The organism is Rhodopila sp., from assembly GCF_965277825.1.
Lineage (GTDB): Bacteria > Pseudomonadota > Alphaproteobacteria > Acetobacterales > Acetobacteraceae > Rhodopila.
In genome coordinates, this window is sequence record NZ_OZ255846.1 from 3,564,705 (window position 1) to 3,580,669 (window position 15,965).

The 15,965-nt window shown below is 62.2% G+C and carries 15 protein-coding genes and 2 tRNA genes; 11 read left to right on the forward strand and 6 right to left on the reverse strand.

Annotated features, from left to right (window positions below):
• The first annotated feature begins 124 nt into the window (after nucleotides 1-124).
• Both ACQY4T_RS17485 and ACQY4T_RS17490 read left to right on the forward strand, forming a co-directional pair.
• Nucleotides 125-886, forward strand: coding sequence for an SDR family NAD(P)-dependent oxidoreductase (locus ACQY4T_RS17485; RefSeq protein WP_428533262.1), 762 nt, complete (start codon nucleotides 125-127; stop codon nucleotides 884-886).
• A gap of 523 nt (nucleotides 887-1,409) precedes the next feature.
• The gene (locus tag ACQY4T_RS17490) at nucleotides 1,410-2,666 is read left to right on the forward strand and encodes an NAD(P)-binding domain-containing protein (RefSeq protein WP_428533265.1); all 1,257 of its coding nucleotides are present in this window, start codon (nucleotides 1,410-1,412) and stop codon (nucleotides 2,664-2,666) included.
• Between the two features lie 71 nt (nucleotides 2,667-2,737).
• Here ACQY4T_RS17490 and ACQY4T_RS17495 read toward each other — a convergent pair whose 3' ends face one another.
• The 4 genes from ACQY4T_RS17495 to msrA form a co-directional block, all read right to left on the reverse strand.
• Nucleotides 2,738-3,388 (reverse strand): HAD hydrolase-like protein, encoded by a 651-nt coding sequence (locus tag ACQY4T_RS17495; protein WP_428533268.1) that lies wholly within the window; start codon nucleotides 3,386-3,388, stop codon nucleotides 2,738-2,740.
• Nucleotides 3,389-3,390: 2 nt separating this feature from the next.
• Nucleotides 3,391-4,539, reverse strand: a complete 1,149-nt coding sequence (locus ACQY4T_RS17500) for an acyl-CoA dehydrogenase family protein (RefSeq protein ID WP_428533271.1) — start codon at nucleotides 4,537-4,539, stop codon at nucleotides 3,391-3,393.
• 4 nt (nucleotides 4,540-4,543) lie between these two features.
• Nucleotides 4,544-5,740 carry a pimeloyl-CoA dehydrogenase large subunit gene (gene pimC, locus ACQY4T_RS17505; RefSeq protein WP_428533274.1) on the reverse strand — a complete coding sequence of 399 codons (1,197 nt, stop codon included), beginning with the start codon at nucleotides 5,738-5,740 and terminating at the stop codon, nucleotides 4,544-4,546.
• A gap of 136 nt (nucleotides 5,741-5,876) precedes the next feature.
• Nucleotides 5,877-6,431: a peptide-methionine (S)-S-oxide reductase MsrA gene (gene msrA, locus ACQY4T_RS17510; RefSeq protein WP_428533277.1), complete on the reverse strand. Its 555-nt coding sequence runs from the start codon at nucleotides 6,429-6,431 to the stop codon at nucleotides 5,877-5,879.
• Between the two features lie 556 nt (nucleotides 6,432-6,987).
• Here msrA and ACQY4T_RS17515 point away from each other — a divergent pair.
• From ACQY4T_RS17515 to ACQY4T_RS17550, 8 genes are all read left to right on the forward strand, one after another.
• Nucleotides 6,988-7,704 (forward strand): hypothetical protein, encoded by a 717-nt coding sequence (locus ACQY4T_RS17515; RefSeq protein ID WP_428533280.1) that lies wholly within the window; start codon nucleotides 6,988-6,990, stop codon nucleotides 7,702-7,704.
• 210 nt (nucleotides 7,705-7,914) lie between these two features.
• Nucleotides 7,915-8,676, forward strand: coding sequence for an ABC transporter ATP-binding protein (locus ACQY4T_RS17520; RefSeq protein ID WP_428533283.1), 762 nt, complete (start codon nucleotides 7,915-7,917; stop codon nucleotides 8,674-8,676).
• Between the two features lie 94 nt (nucleotides 8,677-8,770).
• Nucleotides 8,771-9,502, forward strand: coding sequence for an ABC transporter permease subunit (locus tag ACQY4T_RS17525; protein WP_428533286.1), 732 nt, complete (start codon nucleotides 8,771-8,773; stop codon nucleotides 9,500-9,502).
• A 5-nt stretch (nucleotides 9,503-9,507) separates the two neighbouring features.
• Complete coding sequence (locus tag ACQY4T_RS17530; RefSeq protein ID WP_428533289.1) at nucleotides 9,508-11,412, forward strand: Gldg family protein; 1,905 nt, start codon at nucleotides 9,508-9,510, stop codon at nucleotides 11,410-11,412.
• Entirely contained in the window at nucleotides 11,409-12,554 is a 1,146-nt protein-coding gene (locus tag ACQY4T_RS17535; RefSeq protein ID WP_428533292.1) for a DUF4340 domain-containing protein, read from the forward strand. Before ACQY4T_RS17530 ends, ACQY4T_RS17535 begins: the two co-directional genes overlap by 4 nt.
• Complete coding sequence (locus tag ACQY4T_RS17540; protein ID WP_428533295.1) at nucleotides 12,551-12,991, forward strand: NUDIX hydrolase; 441 nt, start codon at nucleotides 12,551-12,553, stop codon at nucleotides 12,989-12,991. The genes ACQY4T_RS17535 and ACQY4T_RS17540 overlap by 4 nt, the downstream gene beginning before the upstream one ends.
• Nucleotides 12,988-14,100: an acyltransferase family protein gene (locus ACQY4T_RS17545; protein WP_428533297.1), complete on the forward strand. Its 1,113-nt coding sequence runs from the start codon at nucleotides 12,988-12,990 to the stop codon at nucleotides 14,098-14,100. The genes ACQY4T_RS17540 and ACQY4T_RS17545 overlap by 4 nt, the downstream gene beginning before the upstream one ends.
• A 62-nt stretch (nucleotides 14,101-14,162) precedes the next feature.
• On the forward strand, nucleotides 14,163-14,570 hold the full coding sequence (locus ACQY4T_RS17550) for a YbaK/EbsC family protein (RefSeq protein WP_428533300.1): 408 nt from the start codon (nucleotides 14,163-14,165) through the stop codon (nucleotides 14,568-14,570).
• Between the two features lie 53 nt (nucleotides 14,571-14,623).
• Here ACQY4T_RS17550 and ACQY4T_RS17555 read toward each other — a convergent pair.
• A tRNA-Leu gene (locus tag ACQY4T_RS17555) sits at nucleotides 14,624-14,708 on the reverse strand.
• Nucleotides 14,709-14,918: 210 nt separating this feature from the next.
• Here ACQY4T_RS17555 and ACQY4T_RS17560 point away from each other — a divergent pair.
• A tRNA-Asn gene (locus ACQY4T_RS17560) sits at nucleotides 14,919-14,993 on the forward strand.
• A gap of 72 nt (nucleotides 14,994-15,065) precedes the next feature.
• Here the strand turns inward: ACQY4T_RS17560 and ACQY4T_RS17565 are convergent.
• Nucleotides 15,066-15,800 carry a class I SAM-dependent methyltransferase gene (locus ACQY4T_RS17565; RefSeq protein WP_428533303.1) on the reverse strand — a complete coding sequence of 245 codons (735 nt, stop codon included), beginning with the start codon at nucleotides 15,798-15,800 and terminating at the stop codon, nucleotides 15,066-15,068.
• Nucleotides 15,801-15,965 lie beyond the last annotated feature (165 nt).

Sequence of the window (15,965 nt, forward strand, 5' to 3'; positions counted from 1 at the left end):
AAGACCCGAGGCCTCAAGAATAGCGCCCCTGGCGTCGAATTGCCTGCGAAGTGGCGGATTCAGGACAGGCTTGCGCGCGCCTCCGACCGGTGGTTCTTGAAGCGTGGCGATGGAGGGCGACCGGATGCAGATCAAAGGCCTGGCAGCGGTTGTGACGGGCGGTGGTTCGGGACTGGGTGCAGCCACGGCGGCGCATCTTGCCGGCCTGGGTGCCAGGGTGGCGGTTGCCGATATCAATCAGGCGGCGGCCGAAGCTCACGCTGCGCGCATCGGCGGAATTGGCGTTGCGTGCGACGTGGCGAATGCGGCCTCGGGCGAGGCGGCGTTCGCGACCGCGTGTGCGGCACATGGGCCCGTGCGTGTGCTGGTCAATTGCGCCGGGATCGGCACCTCGGGCCGGATCGTTGGACGCGACGGTCCGCTGAAGCTGGACGCTTTCGAGCGTGTCATCCGTGTCAACCTGATCGGCAGTTTCAACATGCTGCGATTGGCGGCGGCGCAGATGGCGGACGCTGATCCGCTGGATGAAAGCGAGCGTGGGGTGATCATCAACACCGCGTCGATCGCGGCCTATGAGGGCCAGATTGGACAGCCGGCTTACGCCGCGTCCAAAGGCGGCGTTGTGGGAATGACGCTGCCGGCCGCGCGGGAACTGGCGCGGGCCGGAGTGCGGGTGGTAACGATCGCGCCCGGGCTGTTCCACACGCCGATGGTGGATGGATTACCGCAGGACGTGCAGGCGACCCTGGCGGCTGGCATCCCGTTTCCGGCGCGACTGGGGCGGCCGTCGGAATATGCCGAACTGGTGGAGCACATCGTGCGCAATAGGTTCCTGAACGGCGAGGTGATCCGATTGGACGGTGCGCTGCGTATGCCTCCACGGTGACCGGTTGAGACTGGCCTCTGCGCTGGCGGATTAAGGTCTTACTGATGGTGTCCGGCCCGAGCGGTTTGCCGGCGTTTCGGCTGTCTGCTCAATTTGTTACATTGTTGCGGCTGAGTAGCCCAATTTCCTGTTCTCGCTGGTGGTTTTATCTGGCTCAAGTGCGTGGGCGATTATCCGAGGATTTGCCAACTTCCGTCGCGGAACATTGTTGGCGGTCTGGTGGCTGTGCGAGCGATCTCGGGCAAGGCGTGAGGTTGTCGTAACAGACGGATATATCGGCGTTTTTGGCACCACTCAGAGTTTATTGGCATTTAAGCGCGCTTTCCCGACATAATCTCTGTAAGCTATGGTTTCGCCTATCAGACATTTGTCAAACGGCAGCGACCGAGGGCGATGAAACAGCAAATTTGTTTGTCGGGGCGTGCGATTACCTTTCGCATAGGCAAACGTCCTCTCTTTGAATTGTGTTGTCGATTTGGATGCAATTTCCGACAACATAATTGTTCCAAAGGCAGCGGGTGTCATGACTGAGATCGTCGATGTTGCGATTATCGGCGCGGGGCCATATGGGCTCTCGATCGCCGCTCATCTTGCCGGTCAGAATGTGGACTTCCGCATTTTCGGCAGTCCTATGCATACTTGGCGGACATCGATGCCAGAGTCGATGGTGCTGAAATCGGAAGGCAACGGCTCGGACATTTATGATCCCGCCGGGGAGCTGACGCTGGCTCGGTTCTGCGCTGACCGCGGGTTGCCGTATAAAGACATTGGTTTCCCGATCCCGCTGTCGACCTTCATTACGTATGGCATTGCGTTTCAACAGCGCTTCGTGCCGCGGCTGGAAGATCGCCTGGTGACCCAGGTAAGACCGACATCGTATGGGTTTGATATTTATTTGGATGACGGCGAGGTGGCACCGGCTCGCCGCTTGATCGTCGCCGCGGGGATCCGCTCATACGAATATTCACCGCCGGAGTTCGCTGACCTGCCACCCGAATTGGCCACCCACAGTGCGCGGCACGTGAGGGTCGATCAATTCGCTGAGCGTGAGGTGGCCGTTATTGGAGGGGGTGCCTCAGCGGTTAACCTGGCGCCGGTGCTGATGCAGGCCGGGGCGAGACCGATCCTGATCGCTCGTCGCCCGTTGATTGATTATTGCGGACCGCCGAACGAACGCACTTTGCTGGATCGAATCAGGGAACCTGAGTCCGGCCTGGGCACAGGCTGGCGGTCGTGGGCGTGCTGCGCCATGCCGTCGGTGTTTCACGCCATGCCTGAGGCTTTCCGTCTGATGATTGTGCGCAAGCACCTGCCCGCGGCCCCTGGCTGGACATTGCAGCCGCAGGTGGATGGCATTGTCCCGACTGTGGTGGGCGCGACGATCGCGCGCGCGGATGCGGTGGGCGGTCGGGTGCGCCTTGAGCTGGATCTTCTCGGCGGCAAAAAGCGTATTCTGACGGCGGACCACGTCATCGCCGGGACAGGCTATCGGGTGGACATGCGGCGCCTGGCATTCCTTGGGCCAGAGGTGCTTGATCGTCTGGATTGCGTGAATCGCACGCCTCGCTTGTCACGCTGCTTTGAGAGTTCGGTTCCTGGGCTGTATTTCGTGGGCACTGCGGCGGCTAACAGTTTCGGGCCGATGATGCGCTTTGCTTACGGTGCCGGCTTCGCCTCACGACAGATATCGAGGCATCTCGCGCGGACTTTGGCGCGGGGCAACGTGCGCACCGGAGCAGCTTCGTCGTCGTGGGGCAAACCGACCCTGGCGGGAACCTAATGAGCAAGGATTGGATCAGGTCCCGGCGTCTTCGCGACTAATTTTAGAAGTTGCGATGAGGCACCTGGCGCTCAAGCGACATGAATTAGGACTTCGGCTGGGCGCACGACAATGACGTCGGCGCCTGCTTTCTGCAGTTCGGCTTGACCGCCATAGCCCCATAGGACGCCAATCGAGCGAAGGTTATTGGCTTTGGCGGCTTCGATGTCGTGCAGGCGGTCGCCGACCATGACGGTGGTAGTGCGATCATAGCCCTCCGCTCTGAGGATCCCGGCCAGTAAGTCCGCCTTGATATCGAGACCACCGCCGGGAAGCGCGCCGTAGATTTTCGGCAAATAGGGCCGGAGTTTCAGATAGTCGACAACGCGTTCTGCAAAGTCCCGGCGTTTCGATGTGGCAACGCAGAGCGGTCGGCTCGCTAGGGACAACGCAGCGAGCATTTCCATAATGCCTGGGTAGACGGAGCAGCCGTAAAGGCCGGTCTTCGAGTAGCGGGCTCGGTAGGTGGTGACGCCCAGATCGACGCGGTCGTCGCCATATTTTGCCAACAGCGTCTGGATCGAGACAGCGATCGGCGGCCCGACCGCCCATGTGACATCTCCGACCGCGGCCGGGTCGTGACCGAGTTCCGCCAGCATGTAAAGGAAGCAGGCGGCAATGCCTGGGCGTGAGTCCGACAGCGTTCCGTCGAGGTCGAGCAGCACGGCGCCGGCGGACGCCAAGTTCAAGCAACCTTGCCGAACAAGCCGCCGTTTGCGGCCAGATAGGCCAAGTGGGTGTCGGCATCGCCGTAGAGCTGATCGATCATCGTCGCGCGCTTGAAATAGTGGCCGGCGGCGTATTCGTTGGTCATGCCGATGCCGCCGTGAAGCTGAATCGCCTCCTGCCCGACGTGACGGGCGGATCGCCCGATCTGGACCTTGGCGGCGGAGATGGCGCGGCGGCGCTCGATCGGGTTTTCCTCGGCGGCCATGACGGCGGCGAACATTGCCATGCTGCGAGCCTGTTCGACCGCGACGAGCATGTCCACCGAGCGGTGCTGTAGGACCTGAAACGAGCCGATCGGGCGGCCGAATTGCTTGCGGGTTTTCAGATACTCCAAAGTCAGGTCCTGCAGCGACTGCAACGCACCGACCGCCTCGGCACAGAGGGCAGCGATGGCTTCGTCGATGACGTGCTCGATCGCAGGCAGGGCGTTGTCGTTGAGCAGGTCGTCCGCGGAAACGCGCAGCTTGGTCAGGGTCAGTTCGGCGGCACGGAGGCCGTCCTGTGTCGGGTAGCCGCGTCTGGTCACGCCTGGGGCCGCGGGGTCGATCAGGAAGAGGCCGATGCCGTCGCGGGCGCGCCGCTCGCCGGCGATGCGGGCGGTGACGAAGACACGGTCGGCGCTATCGCCGTGAATGACGACGCTCTTGGCGCCGTCCAGGATGTAGCCGCCGCCGTCCTTTTGCGCCGTCGTGCTGACGTCGGCGAGATTATAGCGGGAATGGCGTTCGACATGAGCGAATGCCAGTTTCAGTTTGCCGGCGGCGACCTTCGGCGCCAGGGCGCCCAGCAAAGCGGTTGGCGCGGCGCGGCGCAGCAGACCGCCACCGAGAATGACGGTGGCAAAGTACGGATCGAGCACGAGGCCGCGACCGAATGCCTCCATGACGATGGCGGTTTCGACCGCGCCGCCGCCGAAGCCACCCAGGGTTTCGTCGAACGACAGTCCGAGCAGACCCATTTCGGCGATGCGATCCCACATCGTCGAGCTGTATCCAGCGGGTTCGCTGAGGTATTTCTTACGTTGCTCGAACTGGTAGTGATCGGCGACCAGGCGGTCCACGCTGTCTTTCAGCAGACGCTGATCGTCGGACAGATCGAAATCCATTTTGCTACAGCCCCAATATGGCTTTGGCGATGATGTTGCGCTGGATTTCGTTCGATCCGCCGTAGATCGAGACTTTCCGATAGTTGAAATACATCGGCGCGGCCTCGGAGGCATAATCGGGGCCGATGATGGGCTCGTTGTTGCCCTCGAAGTCGCGCTGGTAGGGCATGACGTAGGGGCCGACGACTTCCATCAGGATCTCGGTCAGTTGCTGCTGGATGACCGATCCTTTCAGCTTCAGGATTGACGAGGCTGGGTTTTGCCGGCCCTTGGCGAGTTTGCGCTCATCCGAAACCACCCTGAGCTGGGTCATTTCCAGGGCTTTCAGTTCCACCTCCACGGCGGCAAGCTTTTCCTGAAAGCGCTCGGTTTCGATCAGCGGGCGTTCACCGGCGAATTCCAGCGCGGCGAGTTGCTTGATGCGGGCGATCTTGGCCTTGGACGCGCCGACGCGGGCGATGCCGGTTCGCTCGTTGCCGAGCAGGAATTTGGCATAGTCCCAGCCTTTGTTCTCCTGGCCGACGAGATTTTCCGCTGGGACCTCCACGTCGTCGAAGAACACCTCGTTCACTTCCCGGCCACCGTCCATGGTGACAATCGGACGGACGGTGATGCCGGGGGTCTTCATATCAACAAGAATGAAGGAAATTCCTTCCTGTGCCTTGGCGGTGGGATCAGTGCGGCACAGGCAGAAGATCCAGTCCGCATATTGGGCGAGCGTGGTCCAGGTCTTTTGGCCGTTGATCACGTATTTATCGCCGCGCTTCTCCGCCTTGGTGCGCAGTGAGGCCAGATCGGAACCGGAGCCGGGCTCCGAGAAGCCTTGGCACCAGAAGATGTCGACATTCGCGGTGGCGGGCAGAAAGCGTTGTTTCATCGCCTGATTGCCGAATTGAGCGATGACCGGGCCGACCATAGAGACGTTGAAGGCGATCGGCGCGGGCACGTTGGCCTGCTGCATCTCGTCCTGGTACAGATAGACCTGGATCGGGGTCCAGTCCTGGCCGCCCCACTCGACCGGCCAGTTCACCGTGGCCCAGCCGCGCTTGTGCAGGATACGCTGGGCGTCGATCATGTCGTCGCGGGTGAGACCCTCGCCTTCGGCGACCTTGGCGCGGATTGAGTCGGGAACCGCGCTACGGAAGAAGTGCCGGGCTTCGTCGCGGAAGGTGATTTCTTCTGAGGTGAAGTTGAGATCCATGGGGCGCTCCCTTTTTCCGGTTCGTTATAGCGCCGTGTGAGCCGCGTCAATTATAGCAGCCGTCGACGGCACAGCACCGAACCGGCGGCTTGATAGGGTTGCCCACCGATACCTGCCGTGCAGCGGCGAACGTGGCCTATTCGGCGGCCTCGCGTTTGACCCGGTCAGCGAATTGCTTGCGGAATTTGCCCACTTTCGGAGCGACCACCACCTGACAATATCCGCTCCAGGGATTGCGAGCGAAGTAGTCGTGGTGCTCCGGTTCGGCTTCGTAGAACTCGGTCAGCGGCTCGATTTCGGTCACAAGCTTGGCGGGCCAAATCCGGGCGTCGGCGATCTCTTGCATCACCGCGCGGGCTGTTTCGGCCTGGGCATCGGACTGGGTCAGGATGATCGAGCGGTATTGCGAGCCGACGTCATTGCCTTGGCGGTCTTGGGTGGTCGGGTCATGGATGGAGAAGAACACCCGCAACAGGTCGGCGTAGGCCAGTTGACTTGGGTCGAAGTTGACCTGCACCACCTCGGCGTGACCAGTGCGGCCGCCGCAGACGGCTTTATAGCTCGGGTTCGGCAGGTGACCGGCGGCGTAGCCGGACATGACCGAGTTGACGCCGCGGAGGTCCTTGAAAACCGCCTCGAGGCACCAGAAGCAGCCACCGCCCAAGGTGGCGGATTCCTGTGTCGTGCTCATTGATGTCGCTCCATTTGAGTTCGGCCGAAGCATATATAGGGAAGCCGCGATTTCATACAGAGACGGGCGAGGTGGGCCGCCATACCGTCCGGCGAAGCCGCCCGAAAGAAGGCGGCGGCTGGCACCATGGCTGATAGGACTGTGGCCGACCACCAGCGCAGCGGTTTATGCTGGAAACACAGACCTCGGATGTCCGTCCACTCGCAATGGCCAACCACGCAAAGATGTCTGATTGTTCGAAGGTGATCCGGCAGATCGAGCCGAGCTGATGCCCGAGCCGGGTCGTTTTGATGTACCGCCAGGCCCCTGTGCCAATGGGTCAACTTCGTAACTATACGTTGGCTTGTTTTACGACAATTGGAGGTGAGGACATGGTCACCGTTGTGTTGCCGCGTTATCTTGGGGTTTGCAGGTTCCCGCACTATCCGCAGCTCAAGTGCCACTGATCCGGCGACGGACCAGTATCCTCACCGCAAAGTCGCGTTCATGGCTCAGGCCATAAACTGCGGTATCGAGCCCGTTCCATCGCGTGACGCCTGACCCACACGAAGCCGGCTTGCTGACCAAGCCTGCATGGGGTTGTGCCATTTACCGAATGTTAACACCACTAGGCTCAGATGCCCGTTTCCAGAAGTCGATCGCAACGCGGGCGGGCACAGTGGCGAACCAGGCAGATCAAATTCAGCAGGTGGTGTGCGCGACTATCCGGACTGAAATCGACGCGTTGCGAAGCTTTGTCGACCGGCGCATCGCGGAACTAAGCGTCGAGGTTCACGCGACCTCGGACTTGATGGACTTCAGCGAAACCAACCTGTCACGGCAATTGTCGGACATTCGTGAGCAAGTAGCGAGCGTCGTTGCGCTACCCACGGTCGCGACCCGCAACAGTGGTTTGGAACTGGAGGCCGTGGTCCAGGCCACCGAGGAGGCCGCCAATCGGATCATGGAAGCGGCCGAGGCCATCGGCGACTGGTTGCGGGAGGGCAAACACGATTCCGCCTCGATGGGCGTGGTCAACGAGAAGGTCAATGCGATCTTCGAGGCTTGCTCGTTCCAAGACGTCACCGGACAGCGAATCCGGCGGGCGATCCAGCATTTGCAGCAGGTCGAAAGTATGCTGACTGAGTTGGTGCCGGGTGAAGAGGCACCGGCGTTTGAGCGGGTCATGGTCGATGCACCGTACAATAACGCTGGTGCACTGACCTCGGAGCATCACCATTGTAATCCGGACCTGGCACAGGACGCTGTTGATTCTTTATTCGATTGTGCCTGATCGCGATCGCGGTCGGGGCCAACACAGACGGTCTCCCCACCTTGCCTGAGAGCTTGTTGCACAAACCGCGGCAGGGTCGCTGACCGTGATCGGCCGCCACGGCCTAACTTTTCGTTAAGTTAATATCCCGTCATACATCCGGCTTCCCGGTTGCATTGATTGGCGTTTCTTGTATGCCCGCCGCTCAACGGGGACGCAGGGGAACGCAGCGTGGCGACTGGCATCGAGGATTCATCGAGCCAACCGGCCTTGATCGAGATCGAGCGATTGACCAAACGTTTCGGCGCATTCACCGCGGTGGACGACGTGTCGTTCGCGGTTCGACGGGGCGAGGTGCTGGGGTTCCTGGGCCCGAACGGCGCGGGCAAATCGACCACGATGCGGATGCTGGCCGGCTTCATGATCCCGACCGCGGGCACCGCTCGGATTCAGGGCCATGACGTGCAGACCGACAGTGTGGCGGCGCGACGCTTGTTGGGGTTTTTGCCGGAAGGCGCGCCGACCTACCCGGAGATGTCGGTCGAGGGATTCCTGCGGTTCTGCGCGCGGGTGCGCGGCTATACGGGTTCGGCACTGGCGGACCGAGTCGATCACGCATTGGGACTGACAACGCTGCATGGTGTGCGGTTGCAGTCGGTCGAGACGCTTTCAAAGGGCTTCAAGCGCAGGGTCGGACTGGCTCAAGCGCTGCTGCACGACCCCCCCGTGCTGATATTGGACGAACCGACCGATGGACTGGACCCGAACCAGAAGCACGAGGTGCGCGGCCTGATCGCGCGAATGGCGCCGGACAAGGCGATTGTCATCTCGACCCATATTCTGGAAGAGGTGGACGCGGTGTGTTCGCGGGCGATCATAATCGCCGACGGCCGGATCGTCGCCGACGCGACGCCCGCCGAACTGGAGCAGCGGGCTCCCTCGGGACGCCTGGAGGAGGTGTTCCGGACGTTGACGATGCCGCAGGCCGCGTGATCGTGGCGCGTGCATTGCGCCATCGTGGTCGTGGGCCTGGCGATTGCGACACAACGGTATCATCGTCGGGCGGCATAGTAACGAGGCAGCCAGAATGACGAAGACGCTGGTTGTCGCCGCCAGGGAATTGCGCGGCTATTTTGCCACGCCGGTGGCGACGGTGTTCATTGTTATCTTCTTGGTCCTGCAAGGTGCGCTGACGTTCAATCTTGGGCAGTTCTTCGACCGCGGGCAGGCAGATCTCAATCCGTTCTTTACTTTCATTCCGTGGGTCTTTCTGCTGCTGATCCCGGCGATCACCATGCGGCTTTGGGCCGAGGAACGCCGACTCGGGACGATCGAACTGCTGCTGACCTTGCCGATCACGCAGGGTGAGGCGGTATTGGGGAAATTCCTTGCCGCCTGGGCGTTCTGCGCAATCGCGCTGGTGCTGACGTTCCCCTTCGTCATCGCCGTCAACATTCTGGGGTCGCCGGATAATGGGGTGATCGCATCGGGATATGTCGGTTGCCTGCTGGTGGCGGGGGCGTTTCTGTCGGTGGGTGCGGCGATGTCGGCGGTGACGCGGAATCAGGTGATCGCCTTCGTTCTGGCGGTGGCGATCTGTTTCGTGTTTGCCGTCGCCTCCAACCCGATCGTCAACGACTTCCTGGCGCATAATGTGCCGGCGCTGGGGGAATTCACCCGGCGGCTCGCGGTGATCGATCGGTTCACCGATTTTACCCGGGGTATCATCGAACTGCGCGACTTGATCTATTTCGCGACGTTCATTGGCTTCTTTCTGTTCTTGAACACTGTCCTGGTCGATCAGCGGAAAGCGGACTGAGCTCTATGCGCCGACTGTCTTTTTCCATCATTGGCGTCATTGCCGCCGCCGCAATCGCCATCGGTATCAACATGTTCGCCGACGCTCGATTAGCGAATACGCAGATCGATCTGACGCAGGGTCATATCTACACTCTCTCGCCGGGGACGAAGCAGATCTTGGCCGGACTGAAGGAGCCGGTGACGCTGCGGCTGTTCTACTCGCGGCAGTTGGGCAGTACCGTGCCGGCCTATGGCAGCTATGCCGACCACGTGCGGGAGATGCTGCGCGACTACGCTTCAGCGTCGAACGGCAAGGTCCGACTGGAGTTTTACGATCCCGAACCGTTTAGCGATACCGAGGACCGAGCGATGGCGTATGGCCTGCAGGGGGTGCCGCTGGATCAGGGTGGGTCGAAGATTTATTTCGGGCTGGCCGGCACCAACCTGGAGGACGACGAGCGGATCATCCCGTTCTTTCAGGCGGAGCGCGAGCGGTTTCTGGAATATGACCTGACCAAGCTGATCTATGAGCTGTCCAATCCGAAGCGTCCGGTGGTCGGCGTGATGTCCTCGCTGCCGCTGGATGGTGATCCGCGCACCATGATGATGACCCAGGGACGTGGCGCCGACGGGCAGCCTTATGCATCCGCGGTGCTGTTGCGGCAGACCAATACGGTGAAGTCCGTGCCGACGGATGCTCAAGTGATCGATCCGGACATCAAGGTGTTGCTGGTGGCGGAAGCGCAGAATTTGTCGCCGGCGACGTTGTACGCGATTGACCAGTTCGTGATGCGGGGCGGCAAGCTGATGGCGATGGTCGATCCGTGGAGCGAGGCGATGGCGGCGACGCCGTCGGCTTCTGGGGCACCGCCGCAGGACACTCACTCGGACCTGAAGAAGCTGTTCGACGCATGGGGGATCGTGTTCGATCCCAAGCAGGTTGTCGGTGACCTGACGGGCGCATGGCGGGTGCGGGCGGCTGGCAACGATGCGGTGCAGGCGGTGAACTACGTTGCCTGGTTCAATATCCGCGACGGTATCAACCACGACGACCCGGCAACGGCTGACCTACAGCAGGTGACGGTGGCAGCTTCGGGATTCCTGTCGAAGGCGCCGAATGCGTCGATCGATTTCCTGCCGATTCTGAGCAGCAGCGACCGCAGTGGGTTAATCCCACTGGATGAAGTCAAGACGCCGGATCCGGCTAAGGTGCTGGCCGGGTTCAAGCCCGAGGGCGGTCCGCGGGTCATCGCGGCGCGCGTGCACGGGGTGCTGAAGTCGGCATTCACCGGGCCGCCGCGGCTGCCGAACGGCCAGAAGCGACCGGATGGGTTTCCGCCGTTCAAGGCGCAGACGGATGGTCCGGCGAACATGGTGGTGGTGGCGGACTCGGATATTCTTGCCGATCGGTTCTGGGTGCAGACTTCGGATTTCTTCGGGCAGCAGAGCGCGACGCCGTTCTCGGACAACGGGCCATTCGTCGCCAACCTGGTCGGAACGCTGGCTGGCAGCGACGCGCTGATCGGGCTGCGGTCGCGCGGCGATACCAACCGGCCGTTTGCCTTGGTGGCGGCGATGCAGAGCGAAGCCGAAGCGCGATTCCGTCAGACCCAGCAGGCGTTGCAGCAGCATCTGGACGATGTGGAAAAGCATCTTCGCACGCTGCGGTCCGGCGACACCGGGGAGAATGCCAAGCCCGACGCGGTGATCACCCCCGACCAGCGGGCCGCGATCAGCGCGGCTCGGCAGGACGTGCTGCAGACCAGGCAGAAGTTGCGGGCAGTGCAGTTGGAGTTGAACCGCGATATCTCGCGCCTTGAGGACGAGATGCGGATATTCACCATCGTCCTGGTGCCAGCGTTGATGACAGTGCTGGCGATCGGCATGGGGATCGTGCAACGGCGCCGACGCGCGAGGGCGCGGCGATGAGGGCGCGCAGCGTCGGGACGTTGGTCGTATTAGGGGTCTTAGCGGTATTGGGCGGCTGGTATTTCGGCACTCCCCTGACCCCAGGTGAACAGACCACCGTTGCCCGGGGGAAGCTGATGTTTCCCAATCTGGCGCCCAAGCTAGGTGATGTCGCGCGGATCGAGATTACCCATCAAGGCCAGCAGACGGTCATCGAGAAGCGGCCTGATGGCGGCTGGGGGGTGGCCTCGATGCACAACTACCCGGTGCAGGAGGCCAAGTTGCGCGGCATGCTGACGGGACTGACCGAACTCCGGTTGGCGGAGCCCAGAACGAGCGACCCGGCGGCGTTCAGCAGGCTGGGGGTGGATGACCCGAACGGGACGTCTTCCAGTGCCGATCTGCTGCGGCTGGTGGACGCCTCGGATAAACCGGTCGCGGCGCTTATTGTCGGGCATCGGCGGGTCCGCAGCCAGGCCGACGTGCCGGAGGAGGTCTATGTTCGTCGCCCGGGCGAAAACCAGTCGTGGCTCGCCGAGGGCAGCCTGCCGGTGGATGCCGATGCGTCGCTTTGGCTGGATCGAAATGTAATGAACATATCGCATGACCGAATCGCATCGGTCGTGGTGGGCGATCAGGCGCTGACGTTCGCACGCCAGGATGGCAAATTCGCGCTGACCCTGCCGGCCGACCATCCGAAACTGGAAGACTACAAGGTGGACGACGTGGCCCGCGGACTGGAGTTGCTGACGTTCCAGGAGGTCAAGGCGGATGCGGATGCGCCAGGGTCGGACGCCGGACACTCGGTTTTCACGACCGACGACGGGCTTGCGGTGAAGGTCACGGTGCTCCACGCTGGCAGGGATGTGTGGGCGCGCTTTGCAGCGTCGTCTGCGTCGGACAAGACGAAGGCCGAGGCGGATCGAATGAACGGGCGCCTGGCCGGATGGTCCTATGAGATCGGTTCCTGGAAGGAGAAATCGCTGGTGCCCTCGATGGCTGACCTGAAGGTCGAGGAACCGGCGAAGCCATCATCGCCGGGTTCGGTGACGCCCAGCTCGAGCGCGCCGGGCGCCAGCGCGGTTGGTGCAGGGAATGCTGGTTCGGGGAATGCTGGTTCGGGGACGGCCAGTCCGGGAACGCCTGATGCGGGCGGCAAGTGAACCGGGAGTATCCGACCCGGCCCTTCGTCGGTATCGGAATCGTGGTGATAAAAGCCGACCATGTATTACTTTGTCAGCGGGCCAAGCCGCCGAACCTGGGTAGCTGGACGTTGCCCGGGGGTGCGCAGGACGTCGGTGAGACGTGCGAGGAAGCGGCTCGGCGAGAACTACTGGAGGAATGTGGGTTGGTGGTCGGTGACCTGCATTTCTGCGCCCATGTCGATACGATCCGGCGGGACGCCGATGGCCGGGTGCGGTTCCATTACACGATCCTTGATTTCGCCGCGCGCTGGGTAGCCGGCGAGCCGGTGGCTGCTACCGATGTGACCGCCGCGGTGTGGGCGCCGGTGGATGCGCTCGAGCCGTATGGGTTATGGTCGGAGGCGCACCGGATCATCGGGATTGCCCGTCGAGTGTTGGCGGGCGGGCCATCTTGAGCAAAAGTGCCAGCGTGGCAATCCGCAATCCAGACCTCGATGGACTGCGCGGTATCGCCGCCCTGTCGGTCGCGCTGGGCCATTGCTATGAGCAGGTTACCGGTTTGGCGCTCTGGGGAACCAGCTTAAAGAATTTCCCAACCATGCCGACGTCCCAGGTCGTCATGCGTATCCTTGAAACGCTCTTTCCGAGCGATGCCGCGGTGATGGTGTTTTTCGCACTGAGCGGCCACGTGCTCTGGGAATCCTTCCGCCGTAAGGACATGCTGTTTTTCCGCGATCTGCCGGAATATACCGCCGCCCGGCTTTACCGGCTGCTTCCCCTGACCATCGCCAGTGGCTTGCTGCTGGGATTTTTCACCAGTGCCCCCGCCTATGAACTGGCGCGGAACATGCTGTTGTTCAGCCACAGCCTGAACGGCGTGCTGTGGTCGCTGCAAGCCGAGATCGTTGCCAGTGGCATATTGTTCCTGCTCTGGGGGCTGACCAAGGGAAGCACCTGGAAGATGCTGCTGGGGCTTGCGGTGTCGATCGCCGCGCTGCCATTTTGCCGCGGCAATCCGCTGATCATGTTCCTGCCGGCCTTCATCCTGGGCGCCGGCGTGACCTCGATCCCGAAGCAGGTTTGGCGCAGCCGGTCTCTGCTGGCGGCGGCAATCCTTGCGCTGCTGTTTGCCAACGTGTTGCTGGGCCATGGCGGCGTGGATCGGTGCGTGGAGATGGGTGCGGCAGCGGCGTTGGTTGGCGCGGTCAGTCAAGGGCAACTGCCGTTTCTGCGCTGGCGCTTGCCGCTGTTCCTCGGGGCGATCAGTTACCCGTTCTACCTGACGCACCTGATCGGGTTGCTGGAAATGGAGCCTTTCCTGAACGCGCTGCCGCCGATGTCGCCATACCTTATGATCGCCGCGCGCGCGGCAGCCTCGATCGGTGTGACAATCCCGCTGGCGTGGCTGCTGCACGTCTTCGTGGAAAATCCCTTGCTGCGGGCGCGGCCGCGGATCCGCGGGTGGGCGTTCGCATGGGATGGCTTCGTTCGACCGGACGTGCGGACCGAGCTTTCGGGTTTGAGTGGTTCGGGAATTGGCGATTCGGACATACGAGGGCGATGATTCGGCCAGCCAGCAGCGACGGTGCGATGCGGATCCAGGCCATTTTGGGCGATGAATTCCGAGTGCTGGAATTCGACCAGAGCACCCATTCCTCGGCCGAGGCGGCGGCGGCGACTGGGTGCGACGTGGCGCAGATTGCCAAGTCCATGTTGTTTAAGGCGGCGGACGGGCGGCCGGTGCTGGTGGTCGCGTCGGGCGCAAATCGAGTGGACGAGAAGAAGGTCGCGGCTCTGCTGGGGCAGAAGATCAGCCGAGCGGACGCTGCGTTTGTGCTGGAGCGAACGGGCTTCGCGGTGGGGGCCGTGCCACCGATGGGGCACGCGGTGGCGCCGGTCGTGTTTCTGGACCGCGATCTAGAGCGGTTTTCGACGATCTGGGCTGCCGGAGGGTCAGCGAAAGCGGTGTTTGCGCTGACCCCGGGTGACCTGGAGCGGCTGACTGGAGCGGCATTCGTGGACGTGACGAAATAAAGATGGAATACCAGATCTTCAACGCTATGGAGGGATCGCTATCGCACTCGATGTGGTGCGAGAGGGGGGATTCGAACCCCCACGCCCTAAGGGCGGTCGATTTTGAGCCGACTGCGTCTACCGTTCCGCCACTCTCGCTTACAGCACCATAATACAGTATCGCATGGCCTGGACAACTTGCCGTTTCATCATCCTGGCCGATAATCGAGGCGCCGATGCCGCTGGGGTGAGCCGGCAATGTCCGCCACGGCGTCTCAACCCCGTTGAGTGCTTTGCTTTACGCGGTTGACCCGGCACGGCGGGGACACTAGATAGGCGCGCTCTCAGCGGCCGTTGCCGTGGGTCTGGTCGGGCGTAGCTCAGCGGTAGAGCAATCGGCTGTTAACCGATTGGTCGTAGGTTCGAATCCTACCGCCCGAGCCATGGGGGTGGCCGTAACGGTTCGCACCTGCGGCGGCCGGCCGTTGTTAGTGAGTAACCGCGAGGAAGCTGGTTTTAGCGTTGCGCTGCTATCAGCATGAACATTGGCCGCTCGCGTTCTTCGGCGAGTCTCGGCTTAGCGGCGACCTGCTGTGCCGTCGGGCCCCATTCCTCCACATGGGTAATCGTGAAACCAGTATGGATGAGCATGTTGAGCGTCGTCCCGATGGTGCGGTGCTGCTTGACGACCCCTTTGGCAAGCCAATCGGTGGTGCGCCGACCTTCCTTCAGGTAGCTGTCGAGCGGCCAAGTTCTGCGGCCATCGGATTCGACTTGCCAGCGCGGATTTCGCGGTGCCGTGTAAATTGGATGCTCGATCGAAAATACGAGCCGGCCACCAGGCAGGATGGCCTCGTGCAAATTGTTCAGAAGGCCGATGAGGTCCTCGACGTAATGGAAGGCAAGTGAGCTGTAGGCAAGATCAAACGAAGCACACGGCAGGTTTAGCTGCTCCATGTCAGCTCTGGCGTAGGTGATGGTGGCGGTGGCGGTGGCGGTGGCGGTGGCGGCTCGTGCGAGCATTTTCTGGGATATGTCAAGCCCGAGAACCCGAGCAGCGCCCTGGTCGCACGCCCAGCGGCAGAACCAGCCGAAGCCACATCCGAGATCGACGATTCTCAGGCCGCCGAGATCGGGAAGCAGCGCTCGCAAAGCGGGCCACTCCGGGGCGCCGGCCAATCCTTCGACTGAGCGGCCGAGTTGGCTGTAATTCTCGAAGAAGGCGGTTTCGTCGTAGATATTCTGGGTCATTGCGTCGATCCATGCATCATGCCGCCGGACAGCGCTCGCAACGAAAGCCGCGACGGGCGCTGGCTGTGCCTGCGACGATCGGACGGCACCGCGCGGGCGGCAAGCGAGAGGGGCTCATGTCTGGCTGCTGATCTCTGTCGCAACCTTTCCGGCCGTGTCAACGAA

Bases quoted from the DNA above. Each gene is read 5' to 3' on its own strand.
- ACQY4T_RS17485 (WP_428533262.1), top strand. From the start codon at position 125: ATGCAGATCAAAGGCCTGGCAGCGGTTGTGACGGGCGGTGGTTCGGGA.
- ACQY4T_RS17490 (WP_428533265.1), top strand. From the start codon at position 1,410: ATGACTGAGATCGTCGATGTTGCGATTATCGGCGCGGGGCCATATGGG.
- ACQY4T_RS17500 (WP_428533271.1), bottom strand. From the start codon at position 4,539: ATGGATTTCGATCTGTCCGACGATCAGCGTCTGCTGAAAGACAGCGTG.
- pimC (WP_428533274.1), bottom strand. From the start codon at position 5,740: ATGGATCTCAACTTCACCTCAGAAGAAATCACCTTCCGCGACGAAGCC.
- msrA (WP_428533277.1), bottom strand. From the start codon at position 6,431: ATGAGCACGACACAGGAATCCGCCACCTTGGGCGGTGGCTGCTTCTGG.
- ACQY4T_RS17525 (WP_428533286.1), top strand. From the start codon at position 8,771: ATGACGAAGACGCTGGTTGTCGCCGCCAGGGAATTGCGCGGCTATTTT.
- ACQY4T_RS17530 (WP_428533289.1), top strand. From the start codon at position 9,508: ATGCGCCGACTGTCTTTTTCCATCATTGGCGTCATTGCCGCCGCCGCA.
- ACQY4T_RS17535 (WP_428533292.1), top strand. From the start codon at position 11,409: ATGAGGGCGCGCAGCGTCGGGACGTTGGTCGTATTAGGGGTCTTAGCG.
- ACQY4T_RS17565 (WP_428533303.1), bottom strand. From the start codon at position 15,800: ATGACCCAGAATATCTACGACGAAACCGCCTTCTTCGAGAATTACAGC.